14 protein-coding genes are annotated in these 16,201 nt (G+C 42.0%); 11 read left to right on the top strand and 3 right to left on the bottom strand.

The window, feature by feature from the left end; all coding sequences use genetic code 11:
- The 4 genes from folC (at position 1) to purF (ending at position 4,145) form a co-directional block, all read left to right on the top strand.
- Complete coding sequence (gene folC, locus L2703_RS08500) at positions 1–1,287, top strand: bifunctional tetrahydrofolate synthase/dihydrofolate synthase (RefSeq protein WP_248970676.1); 1,287 nt, start codon at positions 1–3, stop codon at positions 1,285–1,287.
- 27 nt (positions 1,288–1,314) lie between these two features.
- Positions 1,315–1,947 carry an SPOR domain-containing protein gene (locus L2703_RS08505; protein ID WP_248970677.1) on the top strand — a complete coding sequence of 211 codons (633 nt, stop codon included), beginning with the start codon at positions 1,315–1,317 and terminating at the stop codon, positions 1,945–1,947.
- A gap of 153 nt (positions 1,948–2,100) precedes the next feature.
- Positions 2,101–2,589 (top strand): CvpA family protein, encoded by a 489-nt coding sequence (locus tag L2703_RS08510; RefSeq protein ID WP_248970678.1) that lies wholly within the window; start codon positions 2,101–2,103, stop codon positions 2,587–2,589.
- Positions 2,590–2,630: 41 nt separating this feature from the next.
- Entirely contained in the window at positions 2,631–4,145 is a 1,515-nt protein-coding gene (purF, locus tag L2703_RS08515) for an amidophosphoribosyltransferase (RefSeq protein ID WP_248970679.1), read from the top strand.
- A 245-nt stretch (positions 4,146–4,390) separates the two neighbouring features.
- Here the strand turns inward: purF and L2703_RS08520 are convergent, their stop codons facing one another.
- A complete protein-coding gene (locus tag L2703_RS08520) occupies positions 4,391–4,888 on the bottom strand; it encodes a helix-turn-helix transcriptional regulator (protein ID WP_188741144.1) in 498 nt (165 codons plus the stop codon).
- Positions 4,889–5,075: 187 nt separating this feature from the next.
- Here L2703_RS08520 and L2703_RS08525 point away from each other — a divergent pair, with 187 nt between their 5' ends.
- From L2703_RS08525 to L2703_RS08545, 5 genes are all read left to right on the top strand, one after another.
- The gene (locus L2703_RS08525; RefSeq protein WP_248970680.1) at positions 5,076–6,317 is read left to right on the top strand and encodes a metal transporter; all 1,242 of its coding nucleotides are present in this window, start codon (positions 5,076–5,078) and stop codon (positions 6,315–6,317) included.
- A complete protein-coding gene (locus tag L2703_RS08530; protein ID WP_248970681.1) occupies positions 6,314–7,345 on the top strand; it encodes an efflux RND transporter periplasmic adaptor subunit in 1,032 nt (343 codons plus the stop codon). The genes L2703_RS08525 and L2703_RS08530 overlap by 4 nt, the downstream gene beginning before the upstream one ends.
- A gap of 1 nt (position 7,346) precedes the next feature.
- Positions 7,347–10,400: an efflux RND transporter permease subunit gene (locus L2703_RS08535; RefSeq protein ID WP_248970682.1), complete on the top strand. Its 3,054-nt coding sequence runs from the start codon at positions 7,347–7,349 to the stop codon at positions 10,398–10,400.
- On the top strand, positions 10,397–10,702 hold the full coding sequence (locus tag L2703_RS08540) for a DUF3240 family protein (protein ID WP_248970683.1): 306 nt from the start codon (positions 10,397–10,399) through the stop codon (positions 10,700–10,702). Before L2703_RS08535 ends, L2703_RS08540 begins: the two co-directional genes overlap by 4 nt.
- A gap of 97 nt (positions 10,703–10,799) precedes the next feature.
- On the top strand, positions 10,800–11,219 hold the full coding sequence (locus tag L2703_RS08545) for a hypothetical protein (RefSeq protein ID WP_248970684.1): 420 nt from the start codon (positions 10,800–10,802) through the stop codon (positions 11,217–11,219).
- 150 nt (positions 11,220–11,369) lie between these two features.
- On the opposite strand, the gene L2703_RS08550 is transcribed toward L2703_RS08545, so the two are convergent.
- Positions 11,370–12,080 (bottom strand): tRNA (adenine(22)-N(1))-methyltransferase, encoded by a 711-nt coding sequence (locus L2703_RS08550; protein ID WP_248970685.1) that lies wholly within the window; start codon positions 12,078–12,080, stop codon positions 11,370–11,372.
- 167 nt (positions 12,081–12,247) lie between these two features.
- On the opposite strand from L2703_RS08550, the gene L2703_RS08555 reads away from it, so the two are divergent.
- Together L2703_RS08555 and msrA are read left to right on the top strand one after the other, a co-directional pair.
- The gene (locus tag L2703_RS08555; protein ID WP_248970686.1) at positions 12,248–14,203 is read left to right on the top strand and encodes a DNA topoisomerase III; all 1,956 of its coding nucleotides are present in this window, start codon (positions 12,248–12,250) and stop codon (positions 14,201–14,203) included.
- A gap of 328 nt (positions 14,204–14,531) precedes the next feature.
- The gene (msrA, locus tag L2703_RS08560) at positions 14,532–15,125 is read left to right on the top strand and encodes a peptide-methionine (S)-S-oxide reductase MsrA (RefSeq protein WP_248970687.1); all 594 of its coding nucleotides are present in this window, start codon (positions 14,532–14,534) and stop codon (positions 15,123–15,125) included.
- A 71-nt stretch (positions 15,126–15,196) separates the two neighbouring features.
- On the opposite strand, the gene L2703_RS08565 is transcribed toward msrA, so the two are convergent.
- The gene (locus tag L2703_RS08565; protein ID WP_248970688.1) at positions 15,197–16,132 is read right to left on the bottom strand and encodes a LysR family transcriptional regulator; all 936 of its coding nucleotides are present in this window, start codon (positions 16,130–16,132) and stop codon (positions 15,197–15,199) included.
- Positions 16,133–16,201: the final 69 nt, after the last annotated feature.

Genomic DNA, 16,201 nt, shown 5'->3' on the forward strand with positions numbered 1-16,201 from the left:
ATGTCAACGATCAGTGAAGTGCAGCGCCCAGGACCACTAGCGAGTTTAGATCAGTGGCTAGCGTACTTGTTGGCGATTCATCCAACTGAAATAGAAATGGGGCTTGGCCGTGTGTCTGAAGTAGCAAGACGCATGGATTTATTGTGTCTTGCACCGAGTAAAGTAATTACCGTTGCGGGCACAAACGGCAAAGGCACTAGCTGTGCGATGTTAGAGTCTATTTTACGTCAATCAGGTTTTACAGTGGGTGTTTACAGTTCGCCACATTTGTTACGTTATAATGAGCGAGTGCGGATTAATCAGCAAGATGTGAGCGATGCGGCATTAATTGACGCTTTTTGCGCCATTGAAACCGCACGAGCAGAGATTTCGTTGACCTTTTTTGAATACGCCACTTTGGCAGGTTTATATTTATTTAAAGCCGCTCAGCTTGATGTGATCATTTTAGAAGTAGGTTTAGGCGGTCGCCTTGATGCGACAAACATTATCGATTCTTCGGCTGTTATTTTGACCTCAATCGATCTTGACCATCAAGAGTATCTTGGCGATACCAGAGAGTTAGTCGGCCGTGAAAAAGCAGGCGTATTTAGGCAACATTGTGTTGCGGTAGTGGGCGAGCCTGATTTACCTAAGTCGGTGAAAGATTACGCCGAGTACATGCAAACAGAGTTGTGTCGTGTTGGCTTTGAATTTAATTATCATCTTGTTGACGGCGAGCAAAACACGTGGCGCTTTACCTCGACACATCAAACCTATGAGTGCTTACCTGTACCCAGTTTACCTTTACCTAACGCCGCCAGTGTTGTGGCTCTGGTGAGCCGAGTGTGGCCACAAATTACCGAGCAGCAAATTGCCTCGGGGTTAGTTAATGCACAACTTGCAGGGCGATTAGAGCCTGTACAGCAACACCCGCTTGTGTTGCTTGATGTTGCCCATAACCCACATGCTGCACGTTATTTAGCAACGCAATTGCAGGCTTACCAAGGCCGGCGTATTGTGGCATTGTGTGGCATGTTAAAAGACAAAGATATCAACGCGGTGTTAACCGAATTATCGCCATACATTGACCAATGGAACCTTGTGGGGCTCGATAACCCTCGCGGTGCGTCTGCAAGGGTATTATTTGAGGCATTGCCAGACGATGCCAGCCGCAACACTGCTGTGCAATTTGATGATATTGCAAGTGCATGGCAGGCAATGCAACAGAGAATCGCTAAAGACGATGTAGTTATTGTGTTTGGTTCTTTTTATACTGTTGCAGGTTTTAAGTCAGTTTTGGTTGTTTAAGTCATATTGTTAACAAAGGGAATTACATTGAATCGTCAATTTCAAAATCGTTTGGTGGGCACTATTGTACTCGTCGCACTGGGCGTAATTTTTTTACCTGATTTATTAGACGGCAAAAAGACCCAGGTAGTCGAGGAGTTTACTGAGATCCCACTACGGCCACTCGCCAAAAATAGCCGTGATGACTCATCAGCACAGCAAGCCAGCAATAAAGTTGAAGAGTTTGAAGTGTTAACCATTGCAGAACCGCAAGAGTTAAACAGTGATGTAGTAGAACTTGGAAACGAAACACCAACAGAAGTGGTTAAAAAAGAAGAGACTAAACCCGCTAAGCCTGCGCCGGTGAAGACTCAACCTAAAACTGAGCCAGTTAAGGTTGTTGCAAAAACGCAGCCGCCGGCGACTACCATTACCGCTGGCTATACCTTGCAATTAGGTGGTTTTAATAATGCATCTAATGTTAATACCTTGGTAGCACAGCTTCGTAAAGCGGGTTTTACTGCCTATACCATACCGACTAAGCCCATTGATGGCAGATTAACCCGTGTCTTTGTTGGTCCTGAAGTGTCTGAGGCTAAACTCAAAGCTCGTCAGGATCCTATTTTTAAGTTAACGGGGTTAAAGGGCAAGATCATTGTCTACAACCCTCAAGAACAATAACCCGTTCAGGCGGTAGTGCAAGGTGCGTGGTTGAAAATATCAAATTGATTGTTCGCAATCACGCATGAATAATTTGTGCAATCAGGGGTGAGAAACATTTCTGTCTCTGTTAGAATCGCGCCGTCTTGAACCCTATACCGGATCCCCATTTTCATGGTTTGGATTGATTACGCAATTATTATCATTATCGGGTTATCAACTATTATTAGTTTGATCCGTGGATTCGCAAAAGAAGCCATGTCACTTGTGGTTTGGTTTGCCGCTTTCTTTATCGCTAGCCAGTTTTACCTCGATCTTGCCGCGCATTTAACGCAAATGCAGGACGAGTTAGTGAGAAACGGTATTGCGATTGCCATTCTGTTTGTCGTTACCCTGATCCTAGGGGCATTAGTCAATTATTTATTAGGTCAGTTAGTGTCTAAAACTGGCTTATCAGGCACAGACCGAATACTTGGTTTGTGCTTTGGTGCCGTTCGTGGCGCCTTGATAGTAAGTGCATTACTGTTTTTTATGGATGCATTTACTGCATTCCCTGACACCGTATGGTGGAAAGGCTCAGTACTTGTACCCGAATTTGGCGTGGTTATTCAGTGGTTTTTTAACTATCTTGAAAACACCTCAAGCTTTGTACCCAAAATATAAAATTATAAACATAGAACACCTTACAGTGAGGAACCTTACCCATGTGTGGTATCGTCGGAATAGTAGGAAAATCAACAGTTAACCAAACCATTTATGATGCGCTGACTGTGCTTCAACATCGTGGACAAGACGCAGCAGGGATTGTGACTGTTGATGTCAATGCGTTTCGTTTACGTAAAGCTAATGGCCTGGTTAGAGATGTGTTTGAACCTAAACATATGCAACGCTTACAAGGCAATGCGGGTATTGGCCATGTGCGTTATCCTACCGCGGGTAGTTCAAGTGCTTCTGAAGCTCAACCGTTTTATGTTAACTCACCCTTTGGGATTTCGTTGGCCCACAATGGCAACTTAACTAATACCCTTGAGTTAGCAGAAAGCTTGATTAGAAAACGTCGTCATGTGAACACCACATCTGACTCAGAAATCTTACTTAACTTACTTGCCGATGAACTACAAGAAACCCGTAGCTTGTCGTTAAGTGCAGATGAAGTGTTTGACGCTGTGGCGAAAGTGCATGCACAAACACGCGGCGCTTATGCCGTTACTGCAATGATAATTGGCCAAGGGTTAGTGGCGTTTCGTGATCCATTTGGGATCCGTCCTCTTATTTTGGGTAAAAACGAAACCGCTACCGGCACTGAATATATGGTTGCCTCTGAAAGTGTTGCATTAGATGCCGTCGGCTTTGAAGTGATGCGCGATGTGGCACCGGGTGAAGCGATTTATATTTCACTCGATGGCCAGTTATTTACGCGCCAATGTGCCGTTGAGCCAAGCTACGCACCGTGTATTTTCGAGTTTGTGTATTTTGCTCGCCCAGATTCGAGCATCGACAAAGTGTCGGTTTACGCCAGCCGCGTAAACATGGGCGCTAAGTTAGGTGCCAAAATCAAAAAAGAATGGGAAGATCATGATATTGACGTGGTTATTCCTATTCCTGAAACCTCGTGCGATATCGCGTTAGAAATTGCCCGTTGTATGGATTTACCTTACCGCCAGGGTTTTGTTAAAAACCGTTATATTGGTCGCACCTTTATTATGCCAGGCCAGCAAGAGCGTAAAAAGTCTGTTCGCCGCAAGCTCAATGCGATTAATACCGAGTTTAAAGGTAAAAACGTATTATTAGTTGATGACTCGATTGTACGTGGCACAACCTCAGAGCAGATCATCGAAATGGCTCGTGAAGCCGGCGCTAAAAAAGTGTACTTTGCTTCAGCGGCACCAGAAATCCGCTTCCCGAACGTGTATGGTATCGACATGCCGACATCAAATGAGCTAATTGCTCATGGCCGTGATGCCGATGAAATTGCCAAAATCATTGGTGCTGATGGGATTATCTTCCAGGATTTAACTGATTTAGTTGAAGCCGTAAGAATGGAAAACCCAGATATTAAGCGCTTTGAAACGTCGGTATTTGATGGTCACTACATCACTAACGATGTGAATCAGTCTTACTTAGATCATTTAACTCAATTACGTAATGACGACGCTAAAGCAAATCGTAATAAAGATATTGGTACTAATTTAGAAATGCACAACGAGTGTCATCCATAATCCAGCATTTGGATAGCCAGCGTTGTTAGCCATAAAAACCAGCATTAACGTGCTGGTTTTTTTATGGGTTTTAAATCATTAAGTCAAAAATGGATCCTTCCCAATAAGGAATTTATACCGGGATCTAAGCATGCGCGCATAATGAAGATTAAGGGTAAAAGCTAAAATTATGATGCTGACAACTATGTTATTTACCCTGTAATATACTTAAGCTGAGACCTAAATATTTTCGAGCTTAGTAAGTATTACTCTTGAATAAAATCTTCCATAAACCAGGCGCATAGAGTGTGGCGGCCATCAACTTGTGCTTTGCTGTAAATTGTTGATGCTTGTTGGCGGACTGTTTTTTCTTTGGTGAGTCGTACCTCGGCAATTTCTTTAAAGCTGAGGCCTTTCAACAGTAATAAAGCGACTTGTTGTTCACTTTTTGTAAACTGCCATGCATCGAATTGTGCTGCGATTGTTACGCTGTATTCTTGTCTTGCTGAACGCATTTGTGATGACATGTGATCGATTTCTTTATCCGCTTTTTTAAGTTTCGATTTGAGTGCTTTGACTTGACGAGAACTGCGGATCAGGTCATAACCTAAAAAAATACTCGCTGCAATCGTTAACAATACTAGCATGGCTTCTTGGGCAATGTGCCAAGAGGGAATGTCCAGTTGAAAATCGGCAAATATATCGAACAACTTAAACAAGGTGATTAGCAGTAGCAGTATAATAATGAATACATCTTTTCTCATGACAGCTGTCCAAAAATGAGTGTGTTATGTAAATAAGACTAAAAAGGGTTAGTGATTACGTATTAAAATCATCAACTTAAATTATGGTACATATGTACTATAGTGGCATTTATGATACATATTCCCCATGTGTTCTCTACTTAAAGATAATAGTCTAACTATATCTTTTGGATTAGTGAAATCACATATGTCTGCCGTGAAGTTTAGTATCAAAATATGTCTTATTGTTGCGTTAGCGATTAGCTCTTATAGCTATGGCGCAACAAGCAATGACCTGGCACCACTGTTGCAGTTAAGTCAATCGCGACTAAACAAGACCACCTTTAATGCCATGCCGCTCAATGATAATCGCTCAGTACAATTGAGCAGTTCGACTTGGTTGACGGGTTTGCCGAGCATTAGTTTAAGTTACCTAGGTGAACTGGATAATAGTAACATTTATGAACAAGAAGTATCACTTAACTTACCCATCAAATCTTTTAGTTTGCACCAAAGCGATAACCAATTAAAACGGTTAACCAGCTCTCTGCTTGAGCAACAGGTAGCTCTTCAAAAATTATATTTATCTGGTTTACTTAGACAAAGCATGTGGGATTACCGCATTGCTTTCATTAAGTCTAACCAACTGCAACGTAAAGCATCACTATTAGAAAAGTTATATGTTCAGCAAAAACAACTGTCTAATGCGGGTGAGTTTCCCAAAGTCAATTTATTGCTATTAGATCGTGAACGCGTGGATATTGATTTAGCACAGATTGAATTAAAACAGCAACAAGACGAAGCAATGGCATTATTTCAATCACTCACTGGTTTGAGTGAGATCCCCGTGAATATTGAAGAAAACGGCCATAATATGGCTGAATTAGACGTGCAATCTACTCATGGTGCCGATGTGGTATTGATGCAGCATCCTTTGTGGCAATTACAGTCGCTGCAACAGCAGTTTCAAGACGTCATGATGACAAGCCAGCAAGCGGGTGAACAAGATCCGTGGACAATGTCATTAACCGCAAAGGAAACGGCTGGTGATCTCGCTAACGACCAGCATTTAGGTGTTGGGATCAGTATTCCACTCGGTTTTGGTTCTGCTTTATCTCAACGTGAGTTGTCGGTTTGGCAGAAAGATTATCAAGATCAACGCATCAATAGCGAAAGGTTGTATCTGGAACTCAAAAACCAATCACAAAAGCTGTTATCACAGCAGCATAATCTCAAAAAACAGCAGGCCTTGTTACAACGAGGGGTGTCACTGAGTCGCACCATCACTGAAGATTTAGCCAAGGTAAAAGACCAAAACCAAATGGGTTATGAAATTTGGTTACGCCGTTATATGGATGCATTAGATACCGAATCGCGTTTAGTTCTTAACCAAGTGGCCCAGCAACAACTTCATTCTCAGCAACTGCAAGCTTTAGGGATTTCATTATGATGACCAAATTTGGCGCCAGCCTTTTATGTATCACAATCGGTTTATCATCGGCGTTTGTTAGTGCTGAAACCATATCTCTTAGTGAGTTAGGTCACTTAGACGTGAGTTATATGTCGCCTAAAAAAGTGGCCAGTTATGAAGGTAGTCCTCTTCCTGCACAAATAGCTCGTTTACCCGGTAACGATTATTGGGTTATGGCGCCTGAAAATATTCAGCAAGTCACGTTTTTAGTGGGGCAGGGGCAAGTTGTCACCAAAGACCAAGCCATTGTCAGATTAACTGGACCAGAAGTGTTTCATTTTTTAGCTCAAATAGAGGCGGCTAAAAGCTTATACGATCTAGCTAAACAGCGTTATGACCGTAATCTGCCTTTACTAAAAAATGGCAGCATTGGCTCTGATAAGTGGCGCGAGATCAGCCAAGATTACTTTAGTGCTCACCTTGAATACGAACATATGCAGCACTTTATGGAGATGGTACAAAGCATTAATGCAGACACTGAGTCGCTGGTGGTCATGGCTCCTGTGGCGGGCATTGTTAATCTTAATTATCTAAATAGCCCCTACAGTGCTGGAGTGCAACTATTCTCGCTTATTCCTACCGAGAGCATTCGGGTGAAAGTAAGTGTGCCTATGAGTCAGTCAACTTCGTTATCTGCGGTGAACATTCATCAATGTCATATTGCCATTGATGAAGTGTCTGCAATTGCTGATGGGGTATTTTTAACAGCTTGGTCTGCCCCTGTACCACAAACGTGTAATTTACTCTTAGGGCAACAAATTACTGTGATACCTGAATATCAAAAAGCCGTATATTTGGTGCCAAAAATTAGTGTGTTTACTTGGCAACAGGAAAGCCAGGTTTTTACCCAAAAAGACCAAGCATTGTCTTTATTGAGTATCGATGTATTAGGCTCTACTGCAGATGATTATATTGTCGCGAGTGATCAAGATTTGAGTCAAATTAAAGTGTTGTCTCAATCTGTCGCGGCAGTGAAAGGTATATTGCTTGGTTTAGGAGGCGAATAATATGCTCGCTTCTGTGATCCGTTTTTCGTTAACTCAGCGCTTGTTTGTGCTGATTGTAGCGTTGATTTTAATGTTAGCGGGTACTCGTGCCTGGTTTAATATTCCTCTTGATGCCTTTCCTGATATTTCGCCTACGCAAGTTAAGATTATTTTAAAAGCACCTGGCATGACGCCTGAAGAAATTGAAGCGCAAATTACTGTACCGATTGAAACAGAGCTTTTAGGGATCCCAAATCAAGCCATTTTACGCTCCACCACTAAGTATGCAATTAGTGATATTACCTTAGATTTTACTGAAGGAACTGATATCTATTGGGCTAGGCAGCAGGTCAGCGAGCGACTAGCGGCGGTATGGGATAGTTTTCCTGAAGGTGTCTCTGGTGGTGTGGCACCAATGAGTACGCCGTTAAGTGAAATCTTTATGTTTACACTTGAAAACCCTAACTTATCGTTAATGGAACGTCGGCAGTTGCTGGAATGGGAAGTCAGACCCTTATTGCGTACCGTTGCTGGTGTGGCGGATGTGAATATTTTAGGCGGCTATGCCAAAAGTTTTAGTATTAGTCCTAATCCTTCTGCCATGGCTGCCGCTGGCGTCAGCTTTGCGGATTTGCAACAGGCGATTACTGACAATAATCATAATGAAGGAGCCGGTAAATTAACCATTGGTACTGATACTATTATTGTGCGTTCAGAGGGGCGAATTGATGATATTGATGAGCTAAAACAGTTAGTGATTAAGGCGGATGATGCGCAAGTTTATCGCTTGATAGATCTAGCTGACGTACAGATCGGCCATTTAGCCCGCTATGGCGCCGTATCAAAAGACGGTGAAGAAGCGGCTGAAGCCTTAATTATTGCACTTAAAGATGCCAACACTGCCCAAGTAGTCACCAATATTAAAGCAAAGTTAGCGCAAATTAATACTTCATTGCCTGAAGGCAGTGAGCTTAACGTTTTTTATGATCGTGCTAATTTAATTAATACTGCAATTGATACCATTTCAAGTGCGTTATTTGAAGCAGTGTTGTTAGTGATTGTATTACTAGCTCTGTTTTTAGGTAATGTCAGGGCCGCTTTAGTTGTGTCATTGTCTTTGCCTCTTGCGGCATTAATGACGTTTTTGATGATGGATTTATTTAATCTGTCAGCAAATTTGATGAGTCTAGGTGGCTTGGTCATCGCGATTGGTATGTTGGTTGATTCATCTGTGGTAGTGGTTGAGAACATGGTTAATCTTATTGCGACTAAGCAACGTTTGCCGCGTTTACACCTTATTTATCGTGCGACTAAAGATGTGGCTATTCCAGTTGTATCAGGCACTGTCATTGTGATGATTGTGTTTTCTCCCTTACTGACATTAACCGGCTTAGAGGGCAAATTGTTTACGCCCGTGGCTGTCACGATTGTCTTTGCCATGTTATCGGCATTGGTGCTGTCCCTTACGGTTATTCCTGTCATTGCCTCTTATCTGGTTAACGAAAAGTCAGCACAAGAGCCTAAAGCGATAGAGAAACTAAAAGCGGCTTATTTGAGCAGTTTAAAAAAGACGTTTACCCATAAAAAGCCGTTTATCATCGTGTCGTTTACTCTGTTAGTGGTTAGTTTAGGGCTATTTAGTCTTGTAGGTAAAACCTTTATGCCGACATTGGATGAAGGCGATATTATTTTACAGCTAGAAAAATCACCTTCTATTTCGCTTGAAGCATCGATTGCTATTGACAAGCAAATTCAAATTACCTTGCTTGATAAGGTGCCAGAAATTAAACAAATGGTTGCTCGAACCGGTTCTGATGAGATTGGTTTAGATCCTATGGGGCTAAATGAAACCGATGTATTTTTGGTACTAGCCCCGCGAGACGAGTGGCGCTTTGCTGACAAGACGCAACTGATTGATGCTATTCGCACTGAACTGCTTAATTTTCCAGGAGTAAATTTTAATTTTACTCAACCTATTCAGATGCGCGTCTCTGAAATGCTTACTGGCAGTATTGGTGATGTGGCCATTAAAGTCTTTGGCACTGATATTGATACACTTGGGCAATTAACGGCACAAATTGAGCAACTTGTCAGTGACACTAGTGGCAGTATCGATGTGAAAATGGCCATGATTGAAGGCAGTCCATTTATTAACTTAACCCTAGATAATGAGCTGGCTCGAGGCTTTGGCATGAGCACCATGGAGTTTTCGCGGTATTTAAAAAGCCAACTGGAAGGAGTTATTGTGACCGAAGTGCTGCAAGGTAAAAAGCGTACCCCAGTACTAATTGCCAATAATCAAGGCGGGTTGAGTAGTATTAATGAGTTGCAGAATGAGTTGTTGGTGATGCCTGATAATTCATTAAAACGTCTTACCGATATCGCTAAATTAACCTATAAAGAAGGCCCTATTTTAATTGAACGCGAACAAGGTGATCGTTTCTCGGTGATTACGACCAACGTGCAAGGCCGAGATATAGTGAGTTTTGTTGAAGAACTCAATGCGAAAATTGACGCTGAGGTTAAGTTACCTAGCGGTTACAGTGTCAGTTTTGGTGGCGAGTTTGAAAATCAACAACGTGCCACTAATAACTTACTACTGGTTATTCCCGTCGCCATTGCGCTTATTACTCTCATTTTGTTTACCACTTTTGGTTCGCTTGCTAAAGCGGGCTTGATTTTGGCTAACGTCCCCTTTGCCATGATGGGCGGGATCGTGAGTTTGTATGTTTCGGGTGAGTATTTATCCGTGCCTGCTTCGGTTGGTTTTATTGCATTACTCGGCGTTGCGGTACTTAACGGTGTGGTGATGGTGAGTTATTACGAGCAGACCAAGCATGTTTTTAGCAGTTTATTGGCGAGAGTCGAGCAAGGTGCAGCAAGACGTTTACGACCGATATTGATGACCGCCACGACAGCCATGTTTGGCTTAATGCCATTGGTGTTTGCATCGGGCCCAGGTGCTGAAATCCAAAAGCCATTAGCTATTGTTGTTATTGGCGGTTTACTAACATCAACCATTACAACCCTTTATTTGTTACCAATCCTTTATTACTGGCTGGAGAAACGTCAATGATCACGGAGCAATTGTTAGTGCTGATCGCTCAAACTGATATTAAGGACGACATCGTTGATACCTTGATTGAACTTGAGTTTTTATCTGGTTTTAGCCTAGGTAATATTTGCGGTTTTAGCCGTGAACACAGCCATTTTAATATCAAAGAGCAAGTTGAAGGGTACAGGGAGTTTTGTAAATTTGAAATTATGCATCCTGTTGCTCATCAAGATGCCTTATTAGATGCCTTGTCTGCGGTTTGTAAACATAATCCGTGTCGATATTGGATTACACCAATCATTCATACTGGCACTTTGTGCTAGCCGCAAAAGAAAAGTGCTAAGTCGATAAAGGAAATAGTTGCTGTGTTTGGCCCATGCAGTCAACTCATTAAGTTTAGTTATAAGAAAGGAAATTGAAATGAGAATTTATCGTTGCCTAACCATGATCTTTTTCGCTTTGCTGGTATCAAATAATGTATGTGCTGGTGAGCTTTTTGTGAATAATAACGATGCGACTATTGAGTTTACTATCGAGCCTACGCGATCTTTGAAGGTAACGTTTGAAAGTAGTGTGACTTTGCATTCAATAGTCATTAGAAATAATGATGGTTATTTACTAAACTTAGATGTTCAAGTGCCAGAAGATCCTGGGACTATTTTTTATTTTAATCTTCCTAAATTACCTCCAGCTAAATATCTTGTTAGATGGAAAAGTCAGCTTAATGGTGGCCCAATAAGCCTTGGTGAAGCAACGATAACCTTAAATGATGACACCTATCCACGGCCTTCTACTAAAAAACCGAAGTACAATATTTTACATAGAAAATTACATGGGTAGTCATACTGTAATTACGCTATTCCTGAGATGCTGCTGATTGAGGCCCCAGCTCTTTATTGCAGGACTAAGTCCTTCCTTGTCATTTACGGCGTAGCGTCCTTGATACATTACATATCAAGAAATGGACTGCCAATTGAAGCGTTTTAGGCATTATTTTAAAGCGATGTTTACCTGTTGATACTCTTTTAGTGCTTGAGAGGTGTTTCCTGAACGAGATTGATTGATGCGACTGTAGTGCGCAATCGTTTTAGCTAAATATCGCATAGCAATGTCTTGCTGTGCAGCATCACTCGCTTGCCAAATTACATTGCCTATAGGGTCAATGTCTGTAAGCGAATCATTAGCAACATTCACAGGGAGTTTGGGATCACGTCTGATATAGAGTATTTCATAAAATCGGCGATTCTCTTCAATCAATTTTTCATCAATTAAACGGCATTCAAGCTTGATCAGATGTTGGCGTAATTCGTACTGGTGGTGCACAGGACAGAGTAAAAAATCGATATGTAGCTGAGGATTTTGCAGGCAAATTGAATTAACGAGCTCGATCATCAAATCTCCACCCACGCCAGCGATAACAACGAGTGGGCTTTCTGAATAATCTGACAAGGGAAGTTTTGCGACATCGATACAATGTACCTGCCATTGGGGAATTGGTTGGCGTGGATAAAAACGTTGTAACTTATTTTCTAATTGCTGCATCAAGTTTGGGACAATATCGACAAAATGTATTGTCGGTGAAGCCTGTCTTGCTAATAACGCCGCACCCAATAAACCATGGTCGCAGCAACAATCCCAAATGTGCGTATAGCCCGTTGGGATCATGTTATTGAGTTGTGTTAGGCGGTGACCGAGTTTCATTGTGTGGATAATTTCAAAAATAAAACCCGCATTGTAATGATTTTTTGTCCTAATACTATGTGATTTGCAGCTGAGTCAATTTACAGGTAATCTATACTGTAAATTTATACAGTTACCTTGTGTTGTTTTATCTCAACAAGATAAGGCTAAGCGCATAATGATGGATTATGATTTTATATATCGCTGAAAAACCCAGTCTTGGTCGAGCCATTGCTGATGTACTTCCGAAGCCTCACAAAAAAGGCGATGGTTTTATAACGGCTGCCAACGGTGATTGTGTATCTTGGTGTATTGGTCATTTGCTCGAACAGGCAGAGCCAGATGCCTATGATGATGCCTTTAAATCATGGAAGCTTGAGCATTTGCCCATAGTGCCACAAACTTGGAAGCTACAACCAAAACCTAAAACCCGCGGTCAATTGTCGGTATTACGCAAACTGGTAAAACAAGCATCGGTAATCATTAATGCGGGCGATCCAGACAGAGAAGGGCAGTTATTGGTTGACGAAGTCATTTCCTATCTGGGCGTAAAAGGCGACAAACTCAATCAAGTTCAGCGTTTATTAATAAGCGATTTAAACCCACAGGCGGTAAAACGCGCGCTAGGGCAACTGCGTAGCAATCGTGAGTTTGTGCCATTATCAACCTCTGCATTGGCGCGCAGCCGCGCCGATTGGTTATACGGCATGAACATGACACGGGCTTATACGATTCAAGGGCGTAAAGTGGGTTATCAAGGTGTGTTATCTGTTGGCCGAGTTCAAACACCGTTACTCGGATTAGTGGTGCGCCGCGATGATGAAATCGCTAATTTTATCCCTAAAGCATTTTATGAAGTGCTAGCCCATTTATTAACAGATCAACAACAAGCATTTTCCGCAAAATGGCAACCTAGCGAAGCATGTAAACCTTATATGGACGAAGATGACAGAGTGTTAGCTAGAGGGTTAGCTGAAAATGTTGTTTCGCGAATTACAGGTAAATCCGCTGAAGTCACCAAATTAGAAGCCAAAGACAAACGCCAAAACCCACCTCTACCTTATAGCTTATCGGCACTACAAATTGATGCTGCTAAACGCTTTGGCTTATCTGCCAAGGAGGTGCTCGATACCTGCCAAAGTTTATATGAACGACATAAATTAATTACTTATCCTCGTTCGGACAGTCGCTACTTACCAAAAGAGCAACACGCATTAGCGCCTAAGGTATTAGATGCCGTGCTTAAAGGTGCTGCGGGGTTAGTTGAAGGTTGCGATGCCCCTAATGCAACGCTTAAGTCAAAGGCCTGGGATGACAGTAAAGTGGATGCCCACCATGCGATAGTACCCACCGAAAAAGTGGCTAATTTGTCGGCGTTATCAAGTAATGAAGCCAAGTTGTATCAACATGTGGCAAGGCAATATTTAGCCCAGTTTTATCCCGCTTATATCTATGCTGAAACGGCTGTTGAAGTGACCATTGAGGGTGGATTATTTACCACTAAGGCGCGACAAGATAAAGCTTTAGGTTGGAAGCAGTTATTTAAACGTACAACGGCAAATCAAAGTAATACGGATTCAAATAACAATGATGACGACGATAACGAGCAGTCACTACCGCCGCTAGTAAAAGGCCAAATACTGCAATGTGAGCGTGGTGAATTATTAGAAAAAATGACCCAAGCGCCTAAACATTTTACTGACGCGACCTTATTAGGCGCCATGACGGGCATCAGTCGTTATGTTACCGATAGCGACATTAAAAAAATCCTCAAAGAAACTGACGGCCTAGGCACAGAGGCTACACGTGCCGGGATTATTGAGTTGCTGTTCAAGCGTGGTTATTTAGTTCGTCAGGGTAAAGCCATTAAAGCGACGCCTGTTGGTGTTGGTCTTATTCGCAGTTTACCTGATTCTGCCACCACACCCGACATGACCGCATTATGGGAAAATAGTCTCGATGCTATTAGCCAAAAACGCTTAAAGTACGATGCGTTTATGCAGCCATTACTGAGTCAGTTAGATGGCCTAATTACTCAAGCGTCAAGTCAGTTACCCTCTGCATTACAAGGTGTTGCCAGTAGTGCGCCAAAGCGTAGTTTTAAAAAACCATATAAAAAGAAGACTAAGGCAAAAGCGAAATAATTTAGGGTATGTTAATTGGTATGGTAAAAGGATTACAGAGCATCAATGCCAGAGTGAACTTTTACGTTATTCATTACATAACCTGAGCTCGGGATAATAAATGCCTTTCAAACAGTCCTTTGCCCTACTCACTGCGTTGAATCGACTTACAATAGGCTAGCTATTGACGCGTCAATTTGCCTTGTTAGCAGAACAAATGACAAGCTTGAAAGTGAAAATGGGTAACATGTTGATTTTAAATAGTATAAGATCATCCCTTATCCCGAGCTCAGGTTACATACTGTAAGTATATCAATATAGATAAAGCTATAAATTAAAGGAGGGTGCTATGAAAAGCACACTAGTGTTAACCGTGCTTGCTGCAAGTGTGTTGTTGTACGCATCGAATGCCAGTGCAGATAAAGCCATTTTGGCAGGTGGATGTTTCTGGTGTATGGAGTCTGATTTTGAAAAGCTTGATGGTGTCACTGATGTCGTTTCTGGATTTACGGGCGGAAATATTAAAAATCCTACGTACAATGGTAACCATCAAGGTCATTATGAAGCAGTTGAAATTACCTATGACCCTAGCAAAGTCAGTTACAAAGAGCTGTTAGATTATTACTGGGTCAATATTGACCCTTTTGATGCCCAAGGCCAATTTTGCGATAAAGGCTCGAGCTATTTAAGTGCTATTTTTGTGGCAAACGAGACAGAAAGAGCGATTGCACAACAGTCTAAAAGTAAAGTCGAAAAGCAGTTTCCCAATAATAAAGTGGTCACTCCTATTTTAAATGCGTCTATATTTTATCCGATAAAAGGCGATGAGAGTTACCATCAGGACTACTATAAAAACAATCCACTTCGCTATAATGCTTACCGCTGGAACTGCGGCAGAGACAAAAGGTTAGCAGAGATTTGGGGCGATAAAGCATCCCACTAGGCTTTTTACATATGCCCTGTGATTACTGACGTTCGTGGTCACAGGGCACATTCTTGCCAACAATTGACTCATTAATCCAGCACACTTTTATCTAAAATACCTTTAGCAATTAATTGTTGTAATAACTCGCGAGTTTTTTGCTTTAGCATGTCCCGCAATAATCGGCTCGCAGGCGTGATGGACTGTCTACTTGGAAATATTAACCACAATTCGGTGGATTTGACCTGGTAGTCGGACATAATCGTGACGATATTATTAGCGAGTAAATCATGTGCCATGTCTAAACATGATTTTGCCGCAATCCCTTTGCCGCTTACGCACCAACGCCTGACTAAGTCGGCATCATTTGCGACCCGGTTGCCTGAGACTTTTACCTTAATGCTGTCATCGCCTTGATTAAATTCCCATATGTCGTGGGTTAAGTTTTGAAGCTGATACAATAATGCATTGTGATTGGCCAAATCTTGTGGGTGCTTTGGCGTACCATGCTGGTGTAAATAGGACTGCGACGCACAGATTAACCTTGGCACATTACAAATTTTAAAGCTATATAAGTTGGCATCGTTTGGTGAGCCGTACCGTAATGCGAGGTCGACCGAATCACGATAAAAGTCAACGTTGGTATCGCTGATACTCACGCGTAAACTCACCTTTGAGTGGGTGTCCATAAAGTTGTCAATCCAGGGGATCACCACATTACGGCCCAAATCTGATGACACAGATAAACGCAGATCACCATCAATAATGTCCAGCTCACCTTTCATATTTTGTTTGGCTTGCTCAAGCATTAAAATCGCTTGCTCACATTGCGGAATGTACTTTTCGCCGGCGCTCGATAAGCGCAATTGCCGTGTGGTTCTAATAAATAACTCCGCGCCTAAATGGGCTTCAACTCGCTTTAAAGCGGCACTGGCTGTGGCTGTACGCATGTCTAAATGGGTTGCCGCCGCAGTGATACTGCGAAACTCAGCAACCTTGATCACCACTTGTAAGTCTTCTAAAAGCATGATTATCTATTTTTGGTTGATAATGTTTCAATTATTATGCTGTTTATGGTGAATAAAACAAGCGCTAAT

The organism is Shewanella basaltis (assembly GCF_023283885.1).
Classification (GTDB): domain Bacteria; phylum Pseudomonadota; class Gammaproteobacteria; order Enterobacterales; family Shewanellaceae; genus Shewanella; species Shewanella basaltis.

Bases quoted from the DNA above. Each gene is read 5' to 3' on its own strand.
- msrA (WP_248970687.1), top strand. From the start codon at position 14,532: ATGAAAAGCACACTAGTGTTAACCGTGCTTGCTGCAAGTGTGTTGTTG.
- purF (WP_248970679.1), top strand. From the start codon at position 2,631: ATGTGTGGTATCGTCGGAATAGTAGGAAAATCAACAGTTAACCAAACC.
- L2703_RS08530 (WP_248970681.1), top strand. From the start codon at position 6,314: ATGATGACCAAATTTGGCGCCAGCCTTTTATGTATCACAATCGGTTTA.
- folC (WP_248970676.1), top strand. From the start codon at position 1: ATGTCAACGATCAGTGAAGTGCAGCGCCCAGGACCACTAGCGAGTTTA.
- L2703_RS08535 (WP_248970682.1), top strand. From the start codon at position 7,347: ATGCTCGCTTCTGTGATCCGTTTTTCGTTAACTCAGCGCTTGTTTGTG.
- L2703_RS08555 (WP_248970686.1), top strand. From the start codon at position 12,248: ATGATTTTATATATCGCTGAAAAACCCAGTCTTGGTCGAGCCATTGCT.
- L2703_RS08520 (WP_188741144.1), bottom strand. From the start codon at position 4,888: ATGAGAAAAGATGTATTCATTATTATACTGCTACTGCTAATCACCTTG.
- L2703_RS08565 (WP_248970688.1), bottom strand. From the start codon at position 16,132: ATGCTTTTAGAAGACTTACAAGTGGTGATCAAGGTTGCTGAGTTTCGC.
- L2703_RS08545 (WP_248970684.1), top strand. From the start codon at position 10,800: ATGAGAATTTATCGTTGCCTAACCATGATCTTTTTCGCTTTGCTGGTA.
- L2703_RS08510 (WP_248970678.1), top strand. From the start codon at position 2,101: ATGGTTTGGATTGATTACGCAATTATTATCATTATCGGGTTATCAACT.
- L2703_RS08550 (WP_248970685.1), bottom strand. From the start codon at position 12,080: ATGAAACTCGGTCACCGCCTAACACAACTCAATAACATGATCCCAACG.
- L2703_RS08540 (WP_248970683.1), top strand. From the start codon at position 10,397: ATGATCACGGAGCAATTGTTAGTGCTGATCGCTCAAACTGATATTAAG.
- L2703_RS08525 (WP_248970680.1), top strand. From the start codon at position 5,076: ATGTCTGCCGTGAAGTTTAGTATCAAAATATGTCTTATTGTTGCGTTA.